Genomic DNA, 25,454 nt, shown 5'->3' on the forward strand with positions numbered 1-25,454 from the left:
CGCAAATATTTTCAGCGATAGAATACATATTTAGATGAAAAAATTACTCGCCATTCTCGCGATCATTTGCTTCCTGGCCAATGCAAATGCCCAAATGCTAGGAAAAAACCAGGTAAACAGCAAAGCTGATAGTTTACGGGGAACGCTCACCGCGTTAAGAACTTGTTATGACATCAATTACTATCACCTGGATGTTAAGATTGATATTGAACAAAAATCCGTTGCCGGAAGCAATGAGTTTGCATTTACCGCTACGCAGGATTTTAATCGACTACAGTTTGATTTATTTGATAATCTTAAAGTAGAAAAGGTGGTTTACAAGGGTGCAACACTCCCATTTAAACGTGAGTACAATGCGGTGTTTGTAACCTTCCCTAAAACCATCAAGAAAGGAAGTAAAGATAAGTTTACCGTGTTCTACGGCGGCAATCCTACTATTGCCCGCACGCCACCTTGGGATGGAGGTTTTATCTTTAAAAAGGATGCTGCTGGCAATCCCTTTGTATCAGTTGCCTGCCAAGGGCTTGGCGCTAGTGTGTGGTGGCCAAATAAAGATCACCAGAGCGATGAAGTAGATAGCATGCTTATTAGCATTAGCGTGCCAAATACGCTGCAGGAGATATCTAACGGAAGATTGAGAAACACCGTAGAGAAACCTGACGGTTATCGACAGTACAACTGGTTTGTAAGCAATCCGATAAATAATTACGATGTTTCTTTTTACATCGGCAAATACGCCCATTGGCAAGACAGCTTTGATGGCGAGGGCGGCAAACTATCTATAGATTACTGGGCACTGCAAGTAGACAGTGCAAAAGCCCGCCCCCACTGGGATGCCGATGTTAAGCCGATGCTCAAATGCTTCGAGCATTGGTTTGGCCCTTACCCATGGTATAAAGATGGTTACAAGCTGGTACAAGCGCCACATTTGGGTATGGAGCATCAAAGTGCAGTAGCCTACGGAAATCAATTTAAACAAGGTTACCTTGGAAGAGATTTAAGTGGAACAGGCCACGGACTTAAATGGGATTTTATCACGGTACATGAAAGCGGCCACGAATGGTTTGGGAACAACATCACATCTAAAGACATTGCCGATATGTGGGTGCACGAGGGATTTACAAATTACTCGGAAGTTCTGTTTACCGAGTGCACAGAAAATAAAGCAGCAGCAGATGAATACCTCATTGGCATACGAAAAGGCATTAAGAACGATATCCCGGTTATTGGCCCTTATGGAGTAAACAAAGAAGGTTCCGGAGACATGTATCCAAAAGGTGCGAACCTAATTCACAATATTCGGCAGTTAATTAATAATGATGAAAAATTTCGCCAGATATTAAGAGGATTAAATAAAACCTTCTACCATAAAACGGTAACAACTGCCGAGATCGAAAATTACATTGCAAAGCAAAGCGGCTTAAACTTAAGCAAAGTTTTCGACCAGTACTTACGCCATGCCAATATCCCCACGTTAGAATATAATATTAAAAATAACATGCTTGCTTACCGTTGGATAAGTGATGTAAAAGGATTCGACATGCCAGTAAGGGTAACGCTAAGCCCAGGCAAATACAGCATAATTAAGCCTACAAACAATTGGGCAACCATTAAAGTGGATGGCGGTATCACCGATGAAAATTTTAAAAATGATCCTCTGTTTTATATCAATTTAAAAAAGAAGCAATAATTAACTTATTGGAACTAAAGATAAAACCTCATTACAAATAAGTATTGAGGTTTTTTTCCGGAAAATTTTCAGACTTGATGCAACTTTTCTGGAATTCTACCGTCTATATAAACATATTTGGTGTGCAATCAGCACCATAAAACTTAAAATCTAAACCTATGAAAAAAGTATTTGCCATACTGCTTACTGCAATGGCACTCTCATCAAGCATTGTTGTAATTGCAAAAGAACAAATTAATATTACATCATCTCAAGCAAATAGAGACGAAAGAATCGTTAAAAACTTCAATGGTATTGCCGCTGCCGGCCCAATTGATGTGGTAGTAACCTTGGGCACGAAAGAAAGTTGCCGCTTGGAAGGCGATGCAGAAGCTTTGGCCACTATTGTAACGGAAGTAAAAGGTAATGTCTTAATCATTCGACCACAAACAAGTATCAAAAGTTGGTCGAAAAAGTACGAAAACAGTAAAATTACCGCTTACGTAAGTGCAAGAGAGTTGGCAAGTTTAACCATGAGTGGATCTGGCAATATGGTAGTTAATGGAAAATTATCTACCGGCGAATTAACCACAACCCTAAGTGGCTCTGGAAGCATAAAAACAACTGTAGATGTAGATAACTTTAACGGAGTAATTAGCGGGTCTGGCTCAATATTAATTAGTGGAGCAACTGAAACTGCAAAAATTGTAATTAGTAGTTCTGGTGCATTCGAGGGCAAAACTTTTGCAGCAAGTCGCGTTAACACCACCATTAGTGGTTCTGGCACCATTAATATTAAAGCCGATGAATCTATTAAAGCAGTTATAAGTGGTTCTGGAAATGTAAACTACTCGGGGAACGCAACAGTTGAAAAAACTGTTTTCGGCTCGGGAAATGTGAGAAAGATTTAAGTCTAGAAATTATCAAGAAAAAGAGGAGATTACCCCATTTGAATAAGTTGTTGTAGCTTATTAGCCAATTGATCAAACAGACAGGCTATATAAGTACGCCAAGCGCAAGATGGCGCTGAGCTTTTTGAGTTGCTAAAATCGCCTCTTTTTCTTTAAAACTGTACACCGAGAACAGTTAGATTTTCAATATAATTAATTTTCTGACTTGCTTTATCAAATTCATCCCAACCGGTAGTATGTACGCGGGTAAGATTGGTAGCACCAAATTTTGTCGTATTCTGAAGATAAATGTGTTTCCAGATATAAAATTTTAACCCCAGTTTTGCTGAAACACCATAACCAGAAATACTAAAATGGTTGTTTCTACCTACGCCGAATAAATGCACATCAGAGCGGGGTACCATTAAGCCACCACCTAAACCTGTCTCTAAAGTTAAAGAAGTATTGCCGCCTGGAGCAACCCAAATATCATCGTAGCGTTCTACTTCAATGTTGGCATAATTAAATCCATCAGTATGTTCGTAAGTAAGCATGCTCTCTTTTACGGCGATACTTTCACCATTATAGGTTCCTGCCAAATTCCCTGTGGGTGCATTTTCCGGCGTAATTGTTGCGCCGATGTTTCCTGTAATGGCGACAGTTTGAGGAATATCCACCACATATTTCATGTGATCCCAACCAATTGATATGCTATAGTTATCTTTAATAAAATAGCCTGCTCGGATATTGTATTGCGGTACAGTTATTAATCCCGGATTCAGCCAGTCCCAACTAAGCTTCGACTGGCGGTCGTGTGCCACCATGTTATGCAGAGTAAAGTCGTAATTTGGCCCCGTAAACCGAATATTACTTTTACCATACCAAGAACTGTTATATCCCCAATGGAAATAAAAATCGCCTTTACGAGAAAAATTCCTTTTATGTTCGGGGTTAAAAATACTTTTTGAGTTTGGCGTTTGCGTGGCATTAGCAACCTGGATGTCTTGTGCATGAATTCGCTTCCCAAACAAGAGCCCTAAAAATAGAATTGAATACTTTTTCACGGCGCAAATTGAGTAAAAAGAAGCACTATTTACAAGACCTTTAACATTTTGTAATGCCGGGTAATGAAATATGACTTAGAAACGTTAAAACCTGGTGTACACCGCCAGCTGAACAATGCTATTGTTGGTATGGTTGCTGGTATTTTTAACAGCCTGATTGAGGTAGCCAACTTCCAGGTCTAGCTTTTTCGAAAATCGATAACCTGCTGCAAGATATAACCTATTTTGGTCGAACACGCTATTGTTAATCTTGGCTTTATTCTGAAGATTGAGAAATATTTCATCCTGCAAAGCAACATAGGCGCCTTTTGAAAAGTCACCTTCAGTTTTCTGCAATGGCTGCATCAATCGAAAAAAGTAACGGAAACGTTGGGAAAAAACATCTTCGTTGGCACGTTCTATAAAACGCTGTTCTACCCTAAACCGATGTGTGGTGTATATTGAACTGAGTTTATGGGTATAGATGTATTGTTCGAAAATACGATGCTCGTTTAACGAATGGTTAGGAGAGCCAACAAGCCGCGTTTGTGTGGTTTGCCACAAATATCCTACAGCAACGTTATGGTTTTTATTAATAAAATATTGCAGTGCAGGGCGAACCAATGTGTTTCTAACGTATTCCCAATCATCTGCAGAGCGAATTTGCAGATCGAACTGCAAACCCCATTTTTCGCTGAACTTGGTATTATTAGCAAAAAAGAGCCATCCCGAATTTTGATATTGTGTTTGAGCAGAAAGTTTTAAGCAAGCAAATGCGACGAACAAGGTCATCAGTATTAATTTTTTCATCCTTCGGTTTTATCTGTGTGCCGCTAAAATAAAATAAATTAACATAGCCTTAAAATTAAATTAACATATCTGCTGAAATTATAGCCACAATAAAATTAGGCAGCTTTATTTAAATTTCATTTAACGTTAAAGAATTAAACATTTATCTTCGTTAAAGATTTAAGCTTACAAACAAGTTGTTGTAAGTAACTATAATCTATTTTTTTTGACATTACAACAAGTAAAATAACAGCAATATGATTATTGAACCAAGAATGAGGGGCTTTATTTGTCTAACGTCACACCCAGATGGTTGTGCGCAAAACGTAAAGAACCAAATTGAGTATGTAAAATCTAAGGGCGAAATAAATGGGCCTAAAAAAGTTTTGGTAATTGGTGCATCAACCGGTTTCGGTTTAGCTTCCAGGATAAGTGCCGCTTTTGGTTCAGCAGCGGCCACTGTGGGTGTATTCTTCGAAAAAGCACCTGCACCAGGCAAAACAGCATCGCCAGGTTGGTACAATACTGCAGCGTTCGAAAAAGAAGCTCACGCAGCGGGTTTATATGCAAAAAGCATCAATGGCGATGCTTTCTCAAAAGAAATTAAAGCAAAAACCCTGGCATTAATTAAAGCAGATTTAGGTCAGGTAGATTTGGTAATTTATAGCCTGGCCTCTCCAGTAAGAAAACATCCAGATACTGAAATTGTTCATCGCTCTACCTTAAAGCCTATCGGCCAAACGTACACCAATAAAACGGTCGATTTCCACACAGGTAATGTAACTGAAGTTTCTATTGAACCGGCAACAGAAGAAGATATCGAGAACACCGTTGCTGTAATGGGTGGCGAAGATTGGGCAATGTGGATTAATGATTTAAAGGCCGAAAACCTATTAGCAGAAGGTGCCACAACAGTAGCTTACTCTTATATTGGCCCCGCTTTAACAGAACCAGTTTACCGCAAAGGAACTATTGGCCGTGCTAAAGACGACCTGGAAGCTACGGCTTTTAACATTTCAGATACATTGAAAGCTATCAACGGTAAAGCCTATGTATCAGTAAATAAGGCTTTGGTAACGCAGGCAAGCTCGGCCATTCCTGTAATTCCCTTGTATATATCACTGCTTTACAAGATAATGAAAGAGGAAGGTGTACACGAAGGAACGATTGAGCAAATTCAACGTTTGTACGCAGAAAGATTGTATAATGGCGCTGCTGTGCCACTAGATGATAAAGGAAGAATTAGAATAGACGATTGGGAAATGCGTGATGACATCCAGGCTAAAGTTGCCAAACTTTGGGATGAATCTACAACAGAAACGCTTCCTGGAATTGGAGATTTAGCTGGTTATCGCTCAGACTTCTTAGCGCTTTTTGGTTTCGAAGTGGACGGCGTAGATTATAAAAAAGATACTAATGAAATGGTAGAAATTGAAGGCCTGGTAGATTAAATCACTACCAACAATCGTTCATATTTGCCATTGTAGCGTGCAAAAACAAACCAAACAAACTTATAATTAAACCAAACGGCTGACTTTTTTAGTCGGCCGTTTTTTATACCCAGCAATAATGTTCGATTTACAACCTACCTTGGCTAACGACTTAGTTAAGATTGTACCACTGCAATCTGCCGATTTCGAAATGCTGTTTCAGGTAGCTTCCGATCCGTTGATCTGGGAACAGCACCCAAACAAAGACCGCTACCAGGAACCTGTTTTCGACACTTTTTTTAAGGGTGCAATTGCTTCCAAGGGTGCTTTTATAGTTTACGACACGCTTACGGGTCGGGCAATAGGCAGCTCTAGATTTTATGATGTAGATGAAGAGAAAAAGACAGTTGCCATTGGCTATACCTTCATCGGTCGCGATTTTTGGGGAAAAGGTTACAACAAGGCATTAAAACACCTTATGCTCGATTATGCTTTTCGTTATGTAGAATATGTAATTTTACATATTGGCGCAACAAACTTTCGCTCTCAAAAAGCGGCAGAGAAATTGGGGGCTAAAAAAATCGATGAGATTGAAGTTGCCTATTATGGCGAAGCAATAAAGTGGAACTTCGTATATTTAATTGAGCGTATACATTGGTTAAAAGGCATATAACATTATTCGTTACACTTTGTCTTAACGTTGTTTCGTGGAGCGCTTAAAGGAATAAAATCGTGTTTTCATTTTAGTATTGTTATCTTTGGATAATTCTCCAATCCACATACCCCACTAAAAACAAAACAATTAAATAAATATGGCTAAATCTCAGGCAACATACAGTAAAAAAGAGAACGAAAAAAAACGATTAAAGAAACAAAAAGACAAACAAGAGAAGAAAGAAGAGCGCCAGGCTAACGCAAAAAAAGGTTTATCTCTTGAAGATATGATGGCTTATGTAGATGAAAATGGAAACATCTCTTCTACCCCACCAGATCCAAAAAAGAAAAAAGTAATCAATACAGAGGATATTCAGATAGGTATTTCCAGACAAGAAGATATTATTGATGAAAACCCGGTTAAAAAAGGTACAGTAACGTTTTTTAACGATAGCAAAGGCTACGGCTTTATTAAAAATACCGAAACGCAAGACAGCATATTTGTGCATGCAAACGGTTTAATCACTCAAATTAAGGAGGGAGACAAAGTTACTTTCGAAGTAGAAATGGGACAAAAAGGGCCAACTGCTGTAAAAGTTTCTAAAGTATAAACTACCCTCGCTTCTCTCAAATTGGGCAAAAATTTGCAGAAAATTCTGCTGCGCAAGGTTTTATAATCATTTATAATTCCGGTCTATTGAAACATAAAACCTAGCGCATATTTTTTCTTTAGAAAATCAATAGCAGTATCACTTGGGCTAACCCAGCCCCGCCATCCGCTTTACTTCACCCGAAAAAAAATCGGGCTCGTGCTCGCTTCTGTCGGGTTTAAGTGGCCAAATGCTGCTCCTATTCAATGGCTAAGACCAATAAAGACCTACACAAACTTGCTGAATTAAATTAAAAACGTTCAAAATTCATGAGGTTCTCCAGTCTGGTTACAATAAAAAAATCAATCCCAATAAAAAATATAGTCGAATGCAATTTTTGGCCAGCAGAACGTACCGCTAATCAATATTACATTTTTCTTTATTTTGGCAGTTTGCCCGGTTATTGCACAACCCCCTGTGCATAAACCCGGTAGCAGTGAAAAGCCCGGAGCCCGATTTTTTCTCGGGCGAGGACTTGCAGCGGATAACGGGACTGATGTAGCGATTGCACACCATCGTTCGTTTCCCAAAAAAATAAATTTTGAAAATATCGGTGTGGAATTTGTATGGCTTCAACATCATTATAGCACACACACAAAGAAAAAAGAATTATGAAAAAGTTAATAGCAGTTGCACTTGTTGCATTTTTGGGTTTATCTACCGCAATGGCCCAGCAAGCAGATTTACGCAGGAAAATTAATGTAAGCGGATCGGCCGAGACCGAAGTAACACCAGACATTATTTACCTCAGCATATCGCTGAAAGAATATTTAAATGGTAAGAAAAAAATAGAAATTACCGAACTGGAAAAACAACTTTACGCTGCTATACAAAAAGCGGGTATTGCTAAAGAAAATTTAACTATTAGCAACCTTAGCAGCTGGAATATGGCAACTGAGAAAAAGAAAAACCCAGATTTTTTAGCCAGCAAACAATATCGTTTAAAGGTGAACGACTTAAATAAATTTAATGCTATTATAGATGCCATTGACCCTAAAGGTATTGTCAGCACTAACATTGAGAGTTACGATTACTCTAAAATGGAGAGCTTGAAAAAAGAATTGAAAATAAAAGCGCTATTGGCAGCCAAAGAGAAAGCATCTTATATGGTTAAAGCCTTAGATGGCAACCTGGGTAACGTACTGGAAATACAAGATGGCGGCGATAATGTTATACAACCGGTGTACAGGGCATATATGATGAAAACTTCTATGGCTGAATCTGCTGATGCGGCACCTGAAATAGATTTTAAAACAATTAAGTTGAACTTTACAGTGAATGTGGTTTTCCAGATTAATTAACTGTTAATTGCCTTATTTAATACTTTAAAACCTACCAGAAACATTTTGGTAGGTTTTTTGTTAGGTATGCATCGAAACATTAAAAATTAATATTATGAAAAAATTCATTTACACTTTAGCCCTAGTTTTCTCATTAGGCATCAGCTTTAACGTGGCACAGGCTGCAGATAAAAAAGCTAAAAATCCGACAGAATTAACTAGCGAACAATCTGCTCAATTGGAAAAAATTAAAACCCGTGTTGAGGAAATCAGAGACATGGACAAATCTAACTTAACTTCTGCAGAACGTAAGGCTTTACGTAGCGAATTGAGAGAATTAAAAGGTCAGGCACGTGCCGTTTCTGGTGGTGTTTATCTTTCAGTTGGTGCCATCATCATCATCATTTTATTGTTGATTTTGATTTTGTAGAAATTCATACACATCTATCTATAAAAACAAAAAGCTTTGCATTACTGCAAAGCTTTTTTTGTATCTATTTATTTTCCTTGTAGAGGCGGGTTATTAATCAATAATATCGAAACCCGTATACTTTACCAAAGCCTGCGGAATTTTAATGCCATTTTCGGTTTGGTAATTTTCTAAAATTGAAGCCACAATACGTGGCAATGCCAATGCACTTCCGTTTAGTGAGTGTGCCAATTGCGCCTTACCAGTAGCGCCTTTGAAACGAAGCTTTAAACGGTTAGTTTGGTAAGTTTCGAAATTAGATACAGAAGAAACCTCTAACCAACGTTCTTGCGCAGCGCTCCATACTTCCATATCGTAAGTCATGGCCGAGGTAAAGCCCATATCGCCACCGCACAAACGCAGCACCCTGTAATGTAAACCTAGCTCTTGGAGCAGAGATTGTACATATTGGCTCATATCTTCAAGCGTTTGGTAAGATTGATCTGGATGTGTGATTTGAACCACCTCTACTTTATCAAACTGGTGTAAGCGATTTAAGCCACGTACATGCGCACCGTAAGAACCTGCTTCTCTACGGAAACAAGGTGTGTAGGCGGTATTTTTTATCGGCAAATCTTCTTCCTTTAAAATTACATCGCGGTAAAGGTTCGTTACCGGCACTTCGGCTGTTGGTATTAAATATAAATCGTCTACCGCAGCGTGGTACATTTGGCCTTCTTTATCTGGCAACTGTCCTGTTCCAAAACCTGAGGCAGCATTTACCAAGTGCGGCACCTGCATTTCCTTATAACCTGCAGCAGTAGCGTGGTCTAAAAAGAAATTGATAAGTGCTCTTTGCAATTTTGCACCTTTACCTTTATATACAGGGAAACCAGCACCTGTAATTTTTACGCCAAGTTCGAAATCGATAATATCGTATTTGGCTGCCAATTCCCAATGTGGAAGGGCTTTTGTAGGCAATTGTGCAGGAGCGCCATGCACTAAAACCACTTCGTTTTCTTCTGCCGTAGAACCTGTTGGAACTTTCTCATAAGGTAAGTTAGGTAATTGTACTACCAAATTAAACTGATTAGTTTCCAACTCGTTCAGCTTATCGCTTAAGGATTTAATGTTTTCTTTGTGGGATGCTGTTTTTGCTTTAATGGCTTCGGCATCGTCCTTTTTGCCGGCACGCATTAAATCGCCAATTTGCTTAGCGGCTGCATTGGCTTCAGCGGAAATAGCGTCTAAGGAAGTTTGAGTGGAACGACGAACTTCATCAATTTTTATGATTTCATCTACCAACTCTGGTTGTTTAAAGTTACGCACACTTAAACGTTCTAAAACTTTCTCTCTATTTTCGCGGATATAGTTAACTTGCAGCATTATTTATTTTTTTTACAAAGATAGTTTTTAAAGGCGAAAGGCAAAAAGGTTAAAGGCCCGTAGGCATTTAATCCACACAAAAAAACCCTTGAACCTAAACCCTAAACCCAATGAATGGAAAGCTATACCTGGTACCTACGCCCATCGGCAATCTAGAAGATATGACCTATAGGGCTATTCGGGTTTTAAAGGAATGCGATTTAATTTTGGCTGAAGATACCCGAACCAGTGCACCCATGTTAAAACATTTTGGCATTGATAAACGTGTATTCTCCCACCATCAGCACAATGAACACAAGGCAACTTCAGAAATTATTAAGTTTTTAAATGAAGGGCAAAACATAGCATTAATTTCCGACGCCGGAACACCTGCAATTTCAGATCCTGGTTTTTTCCTGGTTCGCGAAGCGATAAAAAATGAAATTGCGGTAGAATGTTTACCTGGTGCAACCGCATTTGTACCTGCTTTGGTAAATTCTGGTCTGCCCTCAGATGCTTTTTGCTTCGAGGGCTTTCTTCCCGTGAAAAAAGGAAGACAAACAAAATTTAAAAAGTTAGCTGAAGAAGAGCGGACAATTATTCTTTACGAAAGTCCGCACCGTTTGCTTAAAACCCTGGAAGAATTTGCACAGTATCTTGGCGAAGACAGGCAGGCATCTGTAAGCAGGGAACTTACTAAAATGTTTGAAGAAACGGTGAGAGGGACATTGATGGAAATAAAATCACATTTCGAAAACAATACTTTAAAAGGAGAATTTGTAATTTGCATTGCAGGGAAACCGGCAACGAAAAACAAAAACAAATATAATACAGCTGACGAAGATTAGCATTGTAAATTTAACGAGAATCAAATTTTAGTTTATGATTAGCATAGATAGATTTTTAAGCGACGAACAAGACCCAAAGGCGGTAGAAAAAGTAATCGGCAAATTAAACGATCTTTTAACTACTGGCGAGGAAATTTTGTACCTGGCGGTGCAGAAAAAACCAGCTGTAAATTTGTTGCCAGATAGCATTGCCATTACCAACAAGCGAATTTTTTACTGTGAGCCAGGAAACTTGGGCTTAACCATGAATTTTAAAGATATATCATGGAAGAGCGTTAAAGAAGTGTCTTTTAAAGAGGAGTTTTTTGGATCTAAATTTATCTGTGTTCCGCAGCATGGTGAAAATATTGTAACAGAATTTATTCCTAAAGTGCAGGCTAGAAAGCTTCACCAAGCTGCCAACCAGCAATTAGAAGCTTACAAAGATTTATTACACCAGCAGAAACTGGAAGAAAACAGGGCTATGGCAGCAACAGTAAATACGTCGGCACCATCTTTTACCGAAATTCCCGCGGCTCCAACACCAGAACCAGAACCCATACAAATTGCAGAAGTAGTAGAAGAACCTGAGGATGAAACAACATTAAAGTTGCGTAAACTAAAAACTTTGTATGATAAACACCTGATTACCCAAGAAGAATACGAAGCCAAAAAATCAGCAATTTTAGATAGCTTGTAATTCAAATTGTATATGGCTTTCGTCACCGTGAATTTATTTCAGGGTCTGGCGTAAAATAACTAACTCATGGAAAGAGGTGGCTGCTGTTACATTTTAACAAATAAAGCTTGCAATGTTTTATACATCGGAGTTTCCTCAGAATTATTATTTAAAATTAAAGAGCATAAAGAAAAATACCATCCAGGTTCGTTCACAGCGAAATATAATTGTGACAGACTAGTTTATTTTGAACAATTTAGTACCATAGAAGAAGCTATCGCTAAAGAAAAGCAATTTAAAAACTGGAAAAGAACATGGAAAATTAGTCTGATAAATTGATTTAATCCTTTACGGGATGATTTATTTAACAATCTAGCATAAAATAATATAATTTCTTGAAAAGGTGCTGAAATGAATTCAGCACGAAAAGAGAAGGAGTTAGCCGAACAAATGAAATCCAAACAAACTTACCTGCTTGCTTTATTAAGCGCATTTTTACTTTGGCTAGCTTGGCCACCAATGCCATACACCACGCCGTTGCTATTAATTGCTTTGGTTCCGTTGTTTTTGGCGCTTGATGGTATTTCCAAACGCGAAATTAAAAAACGTGGCCGGGTAATATTTCTAACTGCGGGCTTAACTTTTTTGGTATGGAATACAGCGAGTATTTATTGGGTTTACAATGCCATAAGCGCATATAATGGCACACTGGTAGCGCTACCAGTATCACTCATACCATTTGGATTAGGTGCGCTGTTAATGACACTTGCCTTTTGGCTTTTTTATCGCCTTGGCCAATACACGAATAGGAAAATCGCTTATCTGGGGCTTATTTGTTTTTACATTGCGCTAGAATACCTTCAACAAACTTGGGATCTAGCTTTCCCTTGGATGACTTTAGGAAATGGTTTAGCGGGAATGCATCAATTGGCACAATGGTACGAATACACAGGCATATATGGCGGCTCACTATGGATTTTACTGAGTAACATCATGGCTTTTGAGGCCTACAAAAGTTATCGTAGCCAACATGGCTATCTCAAATTCAGAAATTTGGGCTTTTGGTTATTGGTGGTTTTAGTTCCTGGGGCTATATCAGTGTTAACGTATACAAATTATCAAGAGAAAGGCACGCCAAGCAATGTGGTGGTAGTCCAGCCTAATATAGATCCCTATCAAAAACTAGAGACCATCCCTTCTGCAACCCAAATCGAAATCCTCACCCATTTATCCGATTCCATCGGGCAAACCAATACAGAATACTTTATTTGGCCAGAAACCGCGATTCCTAACTATGCAGATGAAGATAAAATTCGAAGTAATCCGGATTTTATTAACGTCCAAAACTTTTTAAGCAAATTCAAAAACGGCACTTTAATTACCGGCATAGAAAGCATAAAAATTTATCCCGATAAAAGAACCATCACCACCAAGGAAGAGAATGGCATATATTTCGATAATTTTAACACTGCAATGCAAGTGGAAAATTCTTCAAATGTGCAGTTTTACCACAAATCAAAATTGGTTCCTGGAGTAGAGAAAATGCCTTTCCCCAAAGTCTTTTCTTTTTTAGACGGGGTGTTTGCACAGCTTGGCGGTACCGTTGGCGGATGGGGATGGCAAGAAAAACCAAGTGTTTTATATGCGCAGAGCGGCATTGGAGCGGCTCCTGTGGTTTGTTACGAAAGCCTATGGGGCGATTGGATTGGCGAACAGGTTAAAGACGGAGCCCAATTCATTGCCATTATCACAAATGATGGCTGGTGGGGTAACACATCAGGGAAAGATCAGCACCAAATGTACGCAAGGTTAAGGGCTATAGAAACAAGGAGAGCTGTCGCCCGGTCTGCGAATACAGGGATATCTTGTTTTATCAACCAAAAAGGAGACATCACACAAAGCACCAAATGGTGGACCAGAACAGCCATTAAGGCAGATATAAATCTTAATAATGAACTGACTTTCTATGTTCAAAACGGCGATATTATTGCGAAGGTTTTATCTGTTATAGCTATTCTTCTCTCCTTAATTATACCTTACAGGAAATGGGTAAAGAGATAACTATAATCCTGAAACAGCAATATGAGTATATCCAATACGCTCGAAATACGGTGTTGGAATACTTAAAAACCATATCGGATGAAGATTTAACATTGGAAAATAGTTCCTTCGGACGAGGGTCTATCAGGAATTTATTGGTTCACATTTGCGATACCTACGCCGCTTGGATTGGAAAAAGAGCTTTAGGTATGGATCTAGCGTTTCTCCCTTTTAATAATTACACCAATATTGAGATGTGCATTGACTATTTCAAGCAAATTGATGGCTATATGTTTAAATTTCTGGAAGTTTTTGCCTCAGATTACGAAAAAGAAATACTCATCGATCGGAACGTTGGGCAGGTTTTAAAATTATCGCCATTGAGATTATTTTCGCATGTTATCACTCACGAATTTCATCACAAAGGGCAAATTATGTCTCTTAGTCGCCATCTAGGATATATACCGGTAGATGCCGATATTATTCGTTAATATAAAATACAATGCATAAAATTAAAAGTATTCGTTGGTCTATTTTGCTGTTCTTACTCGTTCTTAACTTCGGTATAGATCAAATTTCAAAGAAAATTGTTCGTGTAGAGATTGGAGAATTTGAGCAGATTAGCATTATTAAAGATCGTTTCACCTTATTGAAAGTGGAAAATACTGGCGCTTTCTTAAGTTTAGGTGATGAAATGCCTTATTTGTTTAGACTAATAATACTAACCGGTTTGCCACTCGCATTCTTAGCTTACGGTACTTATTATCTTTTCGCAAAAAGAAACCTTTCAGCAAGTTTCCAAATTGCATTATGCTTTTTAATTGGCGGAGGTGTGGGCAACCTCTATGATAGAATTTTGCATGGTTCGGTAACTGATTTTATGCACATGAACTTCTATTTTTTCCAAACCGGTATCTTCAATTTTGCCGATATTTCGATTATGATCGGTATCGGGATTTTACTTGTACAATCGTTAAGGAACAAAATAGACTCAACGAGAAGTTCAGTAGAAGCAAATGAATTGGGCTAATTAAACTACAATAATTCAATTCATGTCGATATCATAAGGCGAGAATTTCCTTAACTCAAGACAAGTATGAATTTGTTCTTGGTAATATTCCTCTGCGGAACAAACATTCAGCTATATTTATTGTTAGAAAACAATTTTAACAATAAACTAATTGATCATGAAAAGAAATGCAACAGCCGTTTGGCAAGGTTCTATTAAAGAAGGTGCTGGCAAATTAACTACGCAAAGTACAACCTTAAACGATACCCAATATTCTTTTAATTCCCGCTTTGCAGAAGGTGTTGGTACAAATCCCGAAGAATTAATTGCTGCCGCACATGCTGGCTGCTTCACCATGAAACTTTCTGCAAACCTTGCGGAAGCTGGTTTCACTGCTGATAAATTGGAAACAAAGTGTGAGATCAACCTCGATCCATCTAAAGGTGAGATTGTTGAGTCGCACCTGACTTTAACAGCAAGTGTACCTGATTTGACGCAAGAAAAATTTGATGAATTGGTAGCAGATGCAGAAAAAAACTGCCCGATTTCGAAGCTATTAAATACTACAATAAAGGTAGATGCTACTTTAGCCTAAGCAAACAACAAAAAACAGGCAAGACTTTGCAATCTTGTCTGTTTTTGTTTAGTGACCGTAACTTCATTATGCTGTGTACTTTCCAACAATCGGCATTCTTCTTCCCATCCCGAAAGCTTTCGGCGAAACCCTTAAAATAGGTGGCGTTTGGTAGCGTTTAAATTCAGCAATATTTACCATTTTTAAAATACGATGAACCAGCGCCTCATCAAAACCTTGTTCAATTATTGCCTTAGAACCTTGTTTCTTTTCGATATGCTGATAAAGAATTTGATCCAAAATATCGTATTCAGGTAGCGAATCTGAATCTTTTTGGTCTGGCCTTAACTCTGCAGATGGTGGTTTAACAATAGTATTAAGCGGAATAATTTCCTGCGCTTTGTTGATGAATTTTGCCAATGCGAAAACCTGCGTTTTATAAACATCGCCAATTACCCCTAGAGCACCACACATATCGCCATATAGCGTACCGTAGCCGACCGCACATTCGCTTTTATTGGAAGTGTTAAGTAAGATGTAGCCAAATTTATTACTCATGGCCATGTTAATAATACCACGGATACGTGCTTGGATATTCTCTTCAGCAAGGTTAAATGGCAAATCTTTGAAGGCAGGGGCCATGATGGTGTCAAACGCGTCTGTAACATCTTTAATGGGAATAATTTCGTGCATGCAACCCAAGTTTCGCACCAAATCCAATGCATCCTGCACCGAATGGTCTGACGAAAACTTCGATGGCATTAAGACTGCCATCACATGCTCTGCACCTAAGGCTTTAGCGGCCAACGCACAAACAACCGCTGAGTCTATTCCGCCTGATAAACCCAGAACAGCCTTTGTAAATCCTGATTTCGCAAAATAATCCTTAATCCCTAAAACTAATGCATCGTGGATCTGCTCAATATCGGTAAGCCGATCTGGCTGAGGATACTTATTGCGCACATTAACAATTTCATCTAAATCAAATACCTGTAAATCTTCCTCGAAATACTTCATTTCTGCCTTCATGCTTCCATCTGCATCGAAAACTAAAGAACCTCCATCAAAGATTATCTCCGTTTGTGCACCAACCTGGTTTACATAAAAAAGAGGTAGTTGGTATTTTGTAGCATTGCCCGACAAAACCTTTATTCGCTCTTCATCGTGTGTGTAAGAAAAAGGCGATGCGGCAATGTTAATCATCACGTCCGGCGATTCTTTAATCAACTCATCCATCGGGTTCGAGACGTATAAGGGGTTGTCATTTATATTCCACAAATCCTCGCAAATGGTAAGCGCAATTCTTTTACCCTTAAAATCTATGCATTTGAAGGCCGTGGCTGGTTCAAAATAACGGTATTCATCAAATACATCGTACGTAGGCAAAAGGGCCTTTTTTGTAATCGCCTTTATTTCTCCATCAGCAATAAAATATGCGGCATTAAATAAATCTTTGCCTTGCAGTACATCGTTTTTTATGGGTAAACCAATAATACAGGCAATCTCTATGCAGTGTTGGGCTATTTCCAGCGCTGCCAGTTCACAGCGGTTAATAAAATCCTCGAATTCTAAATAATCCCTTGGCGGATACCCGCAAATGGCTAACTCTGCAAACACAACCAAGTCTGCACCTCGTGCTTTCGCCAGGCTAATATGGTCTATTATGGTTTTCGTATTGGCTTCGAAATTTCCAATGTGATAATTGAGTTGCGCTAATGCTATCTTCATGTTTGTAAAATCAATCGCTTAAAAAAACACACCAAAATTTAGTGCCAAATAGTGGCTTCTTACATCACGGTTTTTATCTTTGGTGATGTTGGTAAAACCGTTATTTAACGTTACCCCTGCAACTATACTAGTGTTTCCAGAAATGTCAAACTCACCTCCGCCACCAATAACCAGGGCGGCACGGTAAAAATTTGTATAATCGCTTATGTTTAAATTACTTGCCACCGTAGTATTACCATTCTTGGCATCTTGCTTAGCACTAATATTAAAACCATTATTAAGGCCAAACTGCCCATAATACCTTGTGCCATCCCTTTTAATTGTCTTAAGCTTAATGGTTAATGGAATTTCTATATACTGCATTTTGTATTTTAGATCGTATGCTTGTGGTATAGGAGAACCAGCAATGATAGCATTGCCATAAGGTGGTACATCTACCTCGGTACTTTTACCGTTAATAGAAGTAATGGTTAATCCGGTAGAAAAACTATAGTTGGGTGCGAAATTGAAATCACCGATTAAACCATAAGAGAATCCTAAAGCCACGCCATCCGTTTTGCCTTTTTCGGGTTTAATCCAACCGATAGTTGGTGTTGCGGTTAATCCTAATCTAAACCCATAATTTTTTGGTAGCGAAATCTGCGAGAAAGCGCTGAACCCTGAAACTAATAAAATTAAAATAGCGGATATTTTTTTCATGCTTTATGTGTTTATATTTGTTGTACATGATGTATAACGTAAAACACATACAAATTTATCTAATTTTTCTCTTTGGCATTGCATTTATTTCCTGCAAGCAAGATAAAAGACCAGATATCAGCAACATTAAGCTTGATTTACAGATCGAAAGATTTGACCAGCAACTATCTATGGCGAAGGCAAAAAATGTTGCCCAAACCAATAATTTGCTAGGCAAGCAGTATGGCTTGTTTTACGATGATTACATCCACCGGATGATAGGCACCCCAGAATACACCAACCTGGAAATACTAAGTACGCTATTTCATGATCAAGCTTATACCGACTTAACAAAAGACGTAGATAGCGTTTTCCCAACCTTAAAAAAGCAAGAGGAAGATTTGACAGAAACTTTTAAGTACATTAAATACTATTATCCCAAAGCTAAAATACCCCGTTTTATTTCATTTGTTTCAGGATTTGCCTACCAAATGCCGGTTGGCGATAATTATTTAGGCATTGGCCTTGATATGTTTTTAGGACAAGACAGCAAATTTTACAAAGCCATTGTACAGAGTGTTCCGCTGTATTTGTCGAAACGATTTACACCTGCTTACATTGTCCCCCGTGTTGCAGAAACCTACGCACACGAAGAATTATTCCCTGAACCGGATGTAAACCGAACCTTGCTTGCTAAGATGGTATTCCAAGGAAAGATACTTTATTTCTTAGACCAGGTTCTACCAGAAAACATGGCCGACACACTTAAGATTGGCTATAGTGCTGAGCAATTGAAATGGGCACAAAATTTCGAAGGAGATATCTGGGCTTACTTCTTATCTAACAATTTTCTATACGAAACCGATTATCAGAAAATACAGGTATTTCTATCTGAAGGACCATTTACGCCGGGACTGGGCGAGAACCGAGAATCGGCTCCAAAATTAGGGGTTTTTACAGGTTGGCAAATCGTGAAAAAATACATGGACCAAAATCCAAAGATCACCCTTCAACAACTTATGGCAGATAATGATGCCCAGAAAATACTAAATCAATCGAGATACAAACCCAAACAAAAACAACCTTAGGCCAGGAAGATTTTCGAAAAAAATTAGAACAAATGGTAACATTTAATTATTCTAAAATCTAACTAGTTAAATTATTATTTATGAAAGTTGGCATTGTACTATCTGGCGGAGGAATTAGGGGAATTGCCCATTTAGGCGTATTAAAGGCATTCAGTAATTTGGGAATTACTTTTAGCCACATTAGCGGCACAAGTGCCGGTGCCATTGCCGGGGCTTTTTTCGCGGCAGGGATAGACCCAGAGGAAGGCTTAAATATTTTCTTAAAAACAAAATTATGGCGCTTTGTTCGGCCAGCCGTAGGTTCGTTAGGATTAATCAATATTGAAAACACCTCGCAAATCCTCAGAGAATATTTCCCCGAGAATGCCATCGAAAAATTGAAGATCCCACTAACCATAGCCGCCGTTAACTTTAGCGAAGGCAGATTGGTATACTTTACCCAAGGGCCTTTGATACGGGCCATCCATGCTTCGAGCTGTATCCCCGGCATTTTTAAACCAATTATGATTGATGGACAGATGTATGTAGATGGAGGTATTTTAAATAATTTCCCTGTGGAACCTCTAATGAATGAATGCGATTTTATTATCGGCTCGTCTTGCAACCATCTAAAACCCGTCGATAAAATTACCGGCATTACCAATTTAATGGGTCGGGCAGGTATTATGTCCATCAACCACGATATGGAGCGTAAAGCCAAGTTTTGTAATGTGATGATTGAACCTAAGGGATTGGGCGCCATTAGTACCTTCGACATGAAACGTGCTGAAGATATTTATTGGCTGGCTCACGAAGAAGCACTAATTACCATTAAAAACAACACAACTATTAGAGACTTAATTCCTAATAAGCATTTAAAAGAAACTTTACCTTTTAAAAAGTAAGCTATTTAAACGTCATTTTGCGGGTGCAACGCTACCAACCTTTCCCCTTTCAATACCGGAATTGCAGTGCAAACATTTTGCTGCAGGCAAAAAACCACGTCGTTTTCAATGTTTAACTGTGCTAAACGGTGGCTGTGCGAAGACTTGTGTAAATACTTCCTCAAATTGCCTTTAGCCAAAGTATATAAGTCTTCAGCAGCAACACTGGCATCATCAAAATGCTCGAAATTCTTACGCATTTTATTTACGACTGCACCTGCAAAAAGGGTATCTTCTAAATTAAATTGGTCTTTCCAACCGGCACATAGTAACAATACATTTCGTTGCGCAGATGCCAAATAATCGCAAAGGGCATCTAAATTCAAAAAGGAGCCAATAACAACCTGATAGGCGTGTTTATTGGCCAAGTGTAGCGCTTTTGTTCCATTGGTGGTAGTAAGTACTACCGTTTTGCCACCAACTTTTTCTTTAGTGTACGAAAAAGGCGAATTCCCAAAATCATACCCTTCAACAACCTCTCCGTTTCTTTCCGCAGCCAGCAAATAACCACTATTGCTATAATTCAGGCAGTCTTCTACATTGGCCACCGGAATTATCGCATCAGCACCATTCTCTATCCCATAAGTAATAGAAGATGTGGCACGTAAAACATCAATAACAACCACAATACTCTCTTTAATATCGTATAGGTTAATCAGTGCAGGTGTTAAACAAACTTCTATTTTTTTCGACATGTTTTAAGTAACAAGGAATGGTTAACAGGTATCAGTATTGAGATTTTGTGTTGTAAGATTTTATTTTAAGTAGTAAGTGCAAGAATTGATTTTCGCTACACCTAGTATTCGCTAACCCGCCTATTGTTTATAAAAAGGGAATTTTACAATTTTTGCCTTAATTGGCGTATTACGAATCAGCACAAAAACTTCGCTACCTTCTTTAGCGAAATCTTTCGCAACATAACCCATACCAATGGCTTTTTGCAAAGATGGTGCTTGTGTACCCGAGGTAACTTTACCAATTATATTCCCTTCTGCGTCTGCAATTTCATAATCGTGGCGTGGAATTCCACGGTCTATCATTTCAAACCCAACTAATCTTTTTTGTACGCCAGCTTCTTTTTGGGCTTGCAAACTTTCAGCATTTGTAAAAGGCTTAGAGAATTTAGTTATCCATCCTAAACCTGCCTCAATTGGCGAAGTCGTATCATCGATATCGTTCCCATATAAACAGAAACCCATTTCCAAACGTAAAGTATCGCGGGCGCCTAAGCCGATTGGCTTAATGTTGTAAGCTGCACCAGCTTCAAAAATGGCATCCCAAATCGTGTCGGCATGCTCATTATCAAAATAAATTTCAAACCCTCCCGCACCGGTGTAACCAGTCGCAGAAATTACTACATTCTCAACACCTGCAAAAGTGCCCTTCACAAAAGTATAGTATTCCATCGATGCCAAATTCACATCCGTTAACCCCTGAAGCGCATCTGCAGCCTTCGGACCCTGAATAGCCAACAAAGAAGTTCTATCAGAAATGTTGTGCATTTCCACTCCCTCGGTATTAAATTTTTGAATCCAATTCCAATCCTTCTCAATGTTAGATGCATTAACCACCAACATGTAGCTTTTCTCATCAATGCGATAAACCAACAAATCATCCACAATACCACCATCCAAGTTAGGTAAGCAAGAATATTGCACCTTGCCATCATATAATTTAGATGCATCATTACTTGTAACACGCTGAATCAAATCTAAAGCGTGCTCACCTTTTAAAATAAACTCACCCATGTGGCTCACATCAAAAACACCAACACCATTGCGCACTGTTGCATGCTCTGCATTTATACCTTCATAAGTTACAGGCATATTATAACCTGCGAAAGGAACCATCTTAGCGCCTAGAGCGATATGTTTTTCTGTTAAAGCGGTATTTTTCATCGTTGTTTTAATCTTGCGGCAAAACTACTAAGAAAACAGCAATGTTTTGGGCTAAATTTAAACCTGTTCCTTTGATTTTTTTTTGTAAATGAACGGCGCTAGGTAGTGGCATCAGTAGCCCCGCCATTCGCTATAGCCCTTCATTTCACTACGGGGCTGCCGCTGCTGTCAGGTTTAAGAATTAAATCTTGTGCAAAACACCACCGATACCCAGCAAATACACAATAACAAATTTTAAAATCCGATAAAACATAGCTATCTTAATATCAACCAAACCAAGCAACTCAATGAAAGAAAATAAATACACCGGTATGACGCTAGAACAGTTAGAAAAAAAACTTAAACAACACAAATTAGCCATCGCCCTTCTAGTGGGCGCACTGTCATTTCTAATTTTGGTTAATATCTTTTTGGCTTTTCGAAAAGGATTCTCGGCTATTTCTGTAGTTCCAGTAACCCTTGTTCCTATATTTATCCTTTGCTTAAATAGCGTTAAAGAGCTTAAGGAGGAAATTAACCTCCGCAATAAAGAGAATCAATTGTTTTAACCACAATATCATTTTCAAAAAATGGCCATGAACACTTTTGAAACTGAAATTGTTACTCGCAGGCTAATTAACGCACCTCGAGAACTTGTCTACGAAGCGTGGACAAACCCTAACCACTTAAAAAACTGGTGGGGACCGAAAGGCTTTACCAATACTTTTGAGCAGTTCGATTTAAAAGTTGGCGGTAGATGGCGCTTTGTAATGCACGGACCAGATAAAGGCAATTACCAAAACGAGTGTGAGTTTACAGAGATAACCCCACCTGAACTTTTGGCCTGGCAACGCATCTCTAAGCCTATATTTCAGGTAGTTGCTATTTTCGAAGAAGTAGGCCTAAACAAAACCAATCTTATCTTTAAAATGGTGTTTGATTCACCTGAAGAGTGTAATAAGTTAAAAACATTTGTGGTAGATAAAAACGAAGAAAATCTCGATAAACTGGAAGATGAATTAAAAAAGATGTCATAATAATTTAAATGCGATGAAACAGAAAATATTAGCTCCGAATGAAGCTGAAACATTAGTTGAAATTCTTAAACAGCGTTTTGAGAAGAACATGCAACGCCATGAAGGCGTGAAGTGGGCGGAAGTGGCCGAAAAATTAAAGCAAGATCCCGCAAAGCTATGGACGCTAAATGAAATGGAGAATACAGGAGGCGAGCCAGATGTGGTTACGCTATATATTGATAAACAAACGTTTGTAGATTGCGCTATCGAAAGCCCAAAAGGCAGAAGGAGTTTGTGTTACGACCGCAAAGCGCTTGATGCACGGAAAGAGAACAAGCCTATAGGCAATGCAGTAGAAATGGCCGAAAATATGGGTGTGGTTTTGCTTTCTGAAAGTGAATATCGCACCCTGCAAAGCCTTGGCCGTTTTGATGAAAAAACATCGAGCTGGATAAAAACCCCAGATGAAATTAGAAAGCTTGATGGGGCAATCTTTGCCGATTTTCGTTACGAAAGAGTTTTTGTATACCACAATGGCGCTCAATCTTACTATGCGGCAAGGGGTTTTCGTGCCTTGCTACACATTTAATTACGCACTAACCAAGTTATGATAAATCTGCAACATTTGGGAAGATATCAAATGTACGCCATGGTCGGTTTCAACTGTTTTGCGGGCATTTTCGCCTATTTCTACCCAGCGTTTAGGGTTGATAATACACTGCAAAATCGAACGATAAAATTCATCTGCAGAATCTGCAATTAAAATATCGTGCCCATGGCGGCAGTTGATTCCTTCTGCTGCCGTAGTGGTAGCTATAATGCATTTTTTCATTGCCATCCCCTCAATAATCTTTACCCGCATTCCTGTACCAGAAATTAGCGGCACAATCATAATGGCTTTAGAATTCATAAATTCTACCGCATCAAATACCTCACCCTCCACAATCAGATTTTCAGAATCGTACTCAAAAAAATGTTTTTGCATGTTCTTGCCCGCAATATAAAACCGAAGGTCTTTATTCAACTTTTCAATATCAGGCCAAATATCATCCAAAAACCATTCTAAACCTTCCTGGTTGGGTCGCCAGTCCATCGCTCCCAAATGAAATAGCGTAGGGAAACTGGTTTTGGCTTTATCAACCTTGTAGCGGTCCAAATCAATTGCAACAGGAAAAACCGTCATTGGCACTTCGCATCCAAACCTTAAAATGCTTTGTCTATCGGGTTCGCTAATGGCAAAAATCTGATGGAAACGGTTAATCTGATCAGTTTCGTAAGCTTTTAGCCTTTGAGCTAAAAACGCAAGATACTTTCTTCTTATCAAGAAACTTTCAGAATGAGCCAGGCGCTCCCATAGCGTAAATTCGATGTTGTGGGCCCGATAAATTAACTTTGCATTGCTATTGGCTTTTACCACATCTAAATAGGGTACAACAAAAAGCCCTTCAAATTGAATAATATCAAAAACATTCTCCCTTAAAATATTTTCGAGTTGCCTGGCAGCGTCTTCGCTATAGTAACGGGAAACATTATAAGAATCGTTTGTAAAAATATTAAAAAATGCCGACCATATATTCACTTCCGTGTCTAAATCTACCGTATGGTGATTAATCTGCTCAAAAACCGGATCGTAAATATCCTCGATATCAATCTTTCCCTTCGAGGGATTCAAACTAAATAAGGTAATTTCTGCGCCAAGCTGCAGCAGGCCCTTCATGGTATTATAAACCACAATCGGATAACCACTATTCGGTGGAAAGGGCACTCGCTTAGTTATTAGCAGTATTTTCACAATGCTGTAAAATACGAAAATTAGGCGTTTTTAGAAAACAAATCTAATTGCGGATTGCTAACATTGAAAGTTTTTCGGTGGAAGGGCGATAGACCATTTTGTATTACCGCATTTCGATGCTGTATGGTTGGGTACCCCTTATTCTGTTTCCAGTTGTAATGCGGAAAATCGTTATGAAGGTTGGCCATGTATTCATCTCTGTGCGTTTTTGCCAAAATAGATGCCGCAGCAATATTTAGATATTTTCCATCGCCTTTAATGATGCAGCAATGGGGTATCTCAGCATACTTCTTAAATCTGTTACCATCAATTACCAGGTGTTGAGGCGCAACCATCAATTTCTCTATGGCTCTATGCATGGCCAAAAATGAAGCATTCAAAATGTTGATCTGATCAATTTCTTCGTGATCTACAAAAGCAACTGCCCAAGCCAAAGCATCTCGTTCAATAATTGGCCTAAGCTCGTCTCGTTGCTGGTGGGTGAGTTGTTTAGAGTCGTTTAATTCAGCCAAATAAAAATCTTTTGGCAAGATCACTGCAGCTGCAGAAACCGGTCCTGCCAGGCAACCTCTGCCCGCTTCATCGCAACCCGCTTCAATTAAATCGATGTTATAACAATTGATTAACACCTCACAAAGTTAAATAATTTAGCTCAGAGAACAGGACTATTTAGTTTACAGTTTTTCAAACGTTTTGTCAATCTCATTCAACTTTTGGATATTTAGACTGTCTACGTCTTTGATTCAAAATTAGAATGACCACCAAAGGATCACGTTGGGCTATGCTGTTCTTTAAGTGGTTTCCGGCAAGGCATCGAAAATAGGTGTCGTTGCAAAACGTGTTGAGAACCTCCTCCCCGTCTACTACCGATTTCAAAAATTCTTTATCGTAAAGTATAACTCAATGAAATAAATGATTGTAAAGATTTTCACTAAGCCTGGTCAAATTATCATTGGTATTTCCCCACGTGTGGCAAAACCATAATTCATGAACTTCCAATCTTCCATTTTACGAAAACGTATCGCTGCTAATTTGTAGCAATAC

Annotated in this window: 28 protein-coding genes; 19 read left to right on the top strand and 9 right to left on the bottom strand. The window is 38.7% G+C overall.

Annotated features, from left to right (window positions below; translation table 11 throughout):
• Positions 1-34: 34 nt before the first annotated feature.
• Entirely contained in the window at positions 35-1,690 is a 1,656-nt protein-coding gene (locus tag OQ268_RS15760) for a M1 family metallopeptidase (RefSeq protein ID WP_265857493.1), read from the top strand.
• Positions 1,691-1,848: 158 nt separating this feature from the next.
• The gene (locus OQ268_RS15765) at positions 1,849-2,580 is read left to right on the top strand and encodes a head GIN domain-containing protein (RefSeq protein WP_265857495.1); all 732 of its coding nucleotides are present in this window, start codon (positions 1,849-1,851) and stop codon (positions 2,578-2,580) included.
• A 152-nt stretch (positions 2,581-2,732) separates the two neighbouring features.
• On the opposite strand, the gene OQ268_RS15770 is transcribed toward OQ268_RS15765, so the two are convergent.
• Together OQ268_RS15770 and OQ268_RS15775 are read right to left on the bottom strand one after the other, a co-directional pair.
• A complete protein-coding gene (locus OQ268_RS15770) occupies positions 2,733-3,623 on the bottom strand; it encodes a hypothetical protein (RefSeq protein ID WP_265857497.1) in 891 nt (296 codons plus the stop codon).
• Positions 3,624-3,707: 84 nt separating this feature from the next.
• Positions 3,708-4,412: a DUF2490 domain-containing protein gene (locus OQ268_RS15775; protein ID WP_265857499.1), complete on the bottom strand. Its 705-nt coding sequence runs from the start codon at positions 4,410-4,412 to the stop codon at positions 3,708-3,710.
• 236 nt (positions 4,413-4,648) lie between these two features.
• On the opposite strand from OQ268_RS15775, the gene fabV reads away from it, so the two are divergent.
• The 5 genes from fabV to OQ268_RS15800 all read left to right on the top strand — a co-directional run bounded on the left by fabV (position 4,649) and on the right by OQ268_RS15800 (position 8,835).
• Positions 4,649-5,842, top strand: coding sequence for an enoyl-ACP reductase FabV (fabV, locus tag OQ268_RS15780; RefSeq protein ID WP_265857501.1), 1,194 nt, complete (start codon positions 4,649-4,651; stop codon positions 5,840-5,842).
• A gap of 118 nt (positions 5,843-5,960) precedes the next feature.
• Positions 5,961-6,494, top strand: a complete 534-nt coding sequence (locus OQ268_RS15785) for a GNAT family N-acetyltransferase (RefSeq protein ID WP_265857503.1) — start codon at positions 5,961-5,963, stop codon at positions 6,492-6,494.
• Between the two features lie 139 nt (positions 6,495-6,633).
• Complete coding sequence (locus OQ268_RS15790; protein ID WP_205059235.1) at positions 6,634-7,086, top strand: cold-shock protein; 453 nt, start codon at positions 6,634-6,636, stop codon at positions 7,084-7,086.
• 650 nt (positions 7,087-7,736) lie between these two features.
• Complete coding sequence (locus tag OQ268_RS15795) at positions 7,737-8,426, top strand: SIMPL domain-containing protein (RefSeq protein ID WP_265857506.1); 690 nt, start codon at positions 7,737-7,739, stop codon at positions 8,424-8,426.
• 94 nt (positions 8,427-8,520) lie between these two features.
• Positions 8,521-8,835: a hypothetical protein gene (locus tag OQ268_RS15800; protein WP_265857508.1), complete on the top strand. Its 315-nt coding sequence runs from the start codon at positions 8,521-8,523 to the stop codon at positions 8,833-8,835.
• 93 nt (positions 8,836-8,928) lie between these two features.
• Here the strand turns inward: OQ268_RS15800 and serS are convergent, their stop codons facing one another.
• Positions 8,929-10,200, bottom strand: a complete 1,272-nt coding sequence (serS, locus tag OQ268_RS15805) for a serine--tRNA ligase (RefSeq protein WP_265857510.1) — start codon at positions 10,198-10,200, stop codon at positions 8,929-8,931.
• Between the two features lie 110 nt (positions 10,201-10,310).
• Here serS and rsmI point away from each other — a divergent pair, with 110 nt between their 5' ends.
• The 7 genes from rsmI (at position 10,311) to OQ268_RS15840 (ending at position 15,329) form a co-directional block, all read left to right on the top strand.
• Positions 10,311-11,027 carry a 16S rRNA (cytidine(1402)-2'-O)-methyltransferase gene (gene rsmI / locus OQ268_RS15810; RefSeq protein ID WP_265857511.1) on the top strand — a complete coding sequence of 239 codons (717 nt, stop codon included), beginning with the start codon at positions 10,311-10,313 and terminating at the stop codon, positions 11,025-11,027.
• Positions 11,028-11,061: 34 nt separating this feature from the next.
• Entirely contained in the window at positions 11,062-11,706 is a 645-nt protein-coding gene (locus OQ268_RS15815) for a PH domain-containing protein (RefSeq protein WP_265857513.1), read from the top strand.
• Positions 11,707-11,772: 66 nt separating this feature from the next.
• Positions 11,773-12,024, top strand: coding sequence for a GIY-YIG nuclease family protein (locus tag OQ268_RS15820; protein WP_265857515.1), 252 nt, complete (start codon positions 11,773-11,775; stop codon positions 12,022-12,024).
• Between the two features lie 111 nt (positions 12,025-12,135).
• Positions 12,136-13,746, top strand: a complete 1,611-nt coding sequence (gene lnt / locus OQ268_RS15825) for an apolipoprotein N-acyltransferase (protein ID WP_407674015.1) — start codon at positions 12,136-12,138, stop codon at positions 13,744-13,746.
• Positions 13,731-14,216 (top strand): DinB family protein, encoded by a 486-nt coding sequence (locus OQ268_RS15830; protein ID WP_265857519.1) that lies wholly within the window; start codon positions 13,731-13,733, stop codon positions 14,214-14,216. Before lnt ends, OQ268_RS15830 begins: the two co-directional genes overlap by 16 nt.
• 11 nt (positions 14,217-14,227) lie before the next feature.
• Complete coding sequence (gene lspA / locus OQ268_RS15835) at positions 14,228-14,755, top strand: signal peptidase II (protein WP_265857521.1); 528 nt, start codon at positions 14,228-14,230, stop codon at positions 14,753-14,755.
• Positions 14,756-14,912: 157 nt separating this feature from the next.
• Positions 14,913-15,329, top strand: a complete 417-nt coding sequence (locus OQ268_RS15840) for an OsmC family protein (RefSeq protein WP_265857523.1) — start codon at positions 14,913-14,915, stop codon at positions 15,327-15,329.
• 66 nt (positions 15,330-15,395) lie between these two features.
• Here the strand turns inward: OQ268_RS15840 and OQ268_RS15845 are convergent, their stop codons facing one another.
• Entirely contained in the window at positions 15,396-17,036 is a 1,641-nt protein-coding gene (locus OQ268_RS15845) for an NAD+ synthase (protein ID WP_265857525.1), read from the bottom strand.
• A gap of 18 nt (positions 17,037-17,054) precedes the next feature.
• Positions 17,055-17,735, bottom strand: coding sequence for a porin family protein (locus OQ268_RS15850; protein ID WP_265857527.1), 681 nt, complete (start codon positions 17,733-17,735; stop codon positions 17,055-17,057).
• Between the two features lie 26 nt (positions 17,736-17,761).
• Here OQ268_RS15850 and gldB point away from each other — a divergent pair, with 26 nt between their 5' ends.
• Both gldB and OQ268_RS15860 read left to right on the top strand, forming a co-directional pair.
• Complete coding sequence (gldB, locus tag OQ268_RS15855) at positions 17,762-18,802, top strand: gliding motility lipoprotein GldB (protein ID WP_265857529.1); 1,041 nt, start codon at positions 17,762-17,764, stop codon at positions 18,800-18,802.
• Positions 18,803-18,882: 80 nt separating this feature from the next.
• Positions 18,883-19,686, top strand: a complete 804-nt coding sequence (locus tag OQ268_RS15860) for a patatin-like phospholipase family protein (protein WP_265857531.1) — start codon at positions 18,883-18,885, stop codon at positions 19,684-19,686.
• 5 nt (positions 19,687-19,691) lie between these two features.
• Here OQ268_RS15860 and OQ268_RS15865 read toward each other — a convergent pair whose 3' ends face one another.
• On the bottom strand, positions 19,692-20,420 hold the full coding sequence (locus tag OQ268_RS15865) for a 2-phosphosulfolactate phosphatase (protein WP_265857532.1): 729 nt from the start codon (positions 20,418-20,420) through the stop codon (positions 19,692-19,694).
• Between the two features lie 120 nt (positions 20,421-20,540).
• On the bottom strand, positions 20,541-21,623 hold the full coding sequence (gene gcvT / locus OQ268_RS15870; RefSeq protein ID WP_265857534.1) for a glycine cleavage system aminomethyltransferase GcvT: 1,083 nt from the start codon (positions 21,621-21,623) through the stop codon (positions 20,541-20,543).
• A gap of 287 nt (positions 21,624-21,910) precedes the next feature.
• Between gcvT and OQ268_RS15875 the strand changes: the two genes are divergently transcribed.
• Genes OQ268_RS15875 through OQ268_RS15885 form a run of 3 tightly spaced genes read left to right on the top strand, consistent with a single transcriptional unit; the run spans position 21,911 to position 23,207 of the window.
• The gene (locus tag OQ268_RS15875) at positions 21,911-22,171 is read left to right on the top strand and encodes a hypothetical protein (protein ID WP_265857536.1); all 261 of its coding nucleotides are present in this window, start codon (positions 21,911-21,913) and stop codon (positions 22,169-22,171) included.
• A gap of 27 nt (positions 22,172-22,198) precedes the next feature.
• Positions 22,199-22,639, top strand: coding sequence for an SRPBCC family protein (locus OQ268_RS15880; RefSeq protein ID WP_265857538.1), 441 nt, complete (start codon positions 22,199-22,201; stop codon positions 22,637-22,639).
• Positions 22,640-22,652: 13 nt separating this feature from the next.
• On the top strand, positions 22,653-23,207 hold the full coding sequence (locus OQ268_RS15885; protein ID WP_265857540.1) for a DUF4256 domain-containing protein: 555 nt from the start codon (positions 22,653-22,655) through the stop codon (positions 23,205-23,207).
• On the opposite strand, the gene OQ268_RS15890 is transcribed toward OQ268_RS15885, so the two are convergent.
• Together OQ268_RS15890 and OQ268_RS15895 are read right to left on the bottom strand one after the other, a co-directional pair.
• Positions 23,208-24,410, bottom strand: a complete 1,203-nt coding sequence (locus tag OQ268_RS15890; RefSeq protein WP_265857542.1) for a glycosyltransferase family 4 protein — start codon at positions 24,408-24,410, stop codon at positions 23,208-23,210.
• 20 nt (positions 24,411-24,430) lie between these two features.
• Positions 24,431-25,039, bottom strand: coding sequence for a ribonuclease HII (locus tag OQ268_RS15895; protein WP_265857543.1), 609 nt, complete (start codon positions 25,037-25,039; stop codon positions 24,431-24,433).
• Positions 25,040-25,454: the final 415 nt, after the last annotated feature.

This window comes from Pedobacter sandarakinus, from assembly GCF_026240095.1.
In the GTDB taxonomy this organism is placed as follows: Bacteria; Bacteroidota; Bacteroidia; order Sphingobacteriales; family Sphingobacteriaceae; genus Pedobacter; species Pedobacter sandarakinus.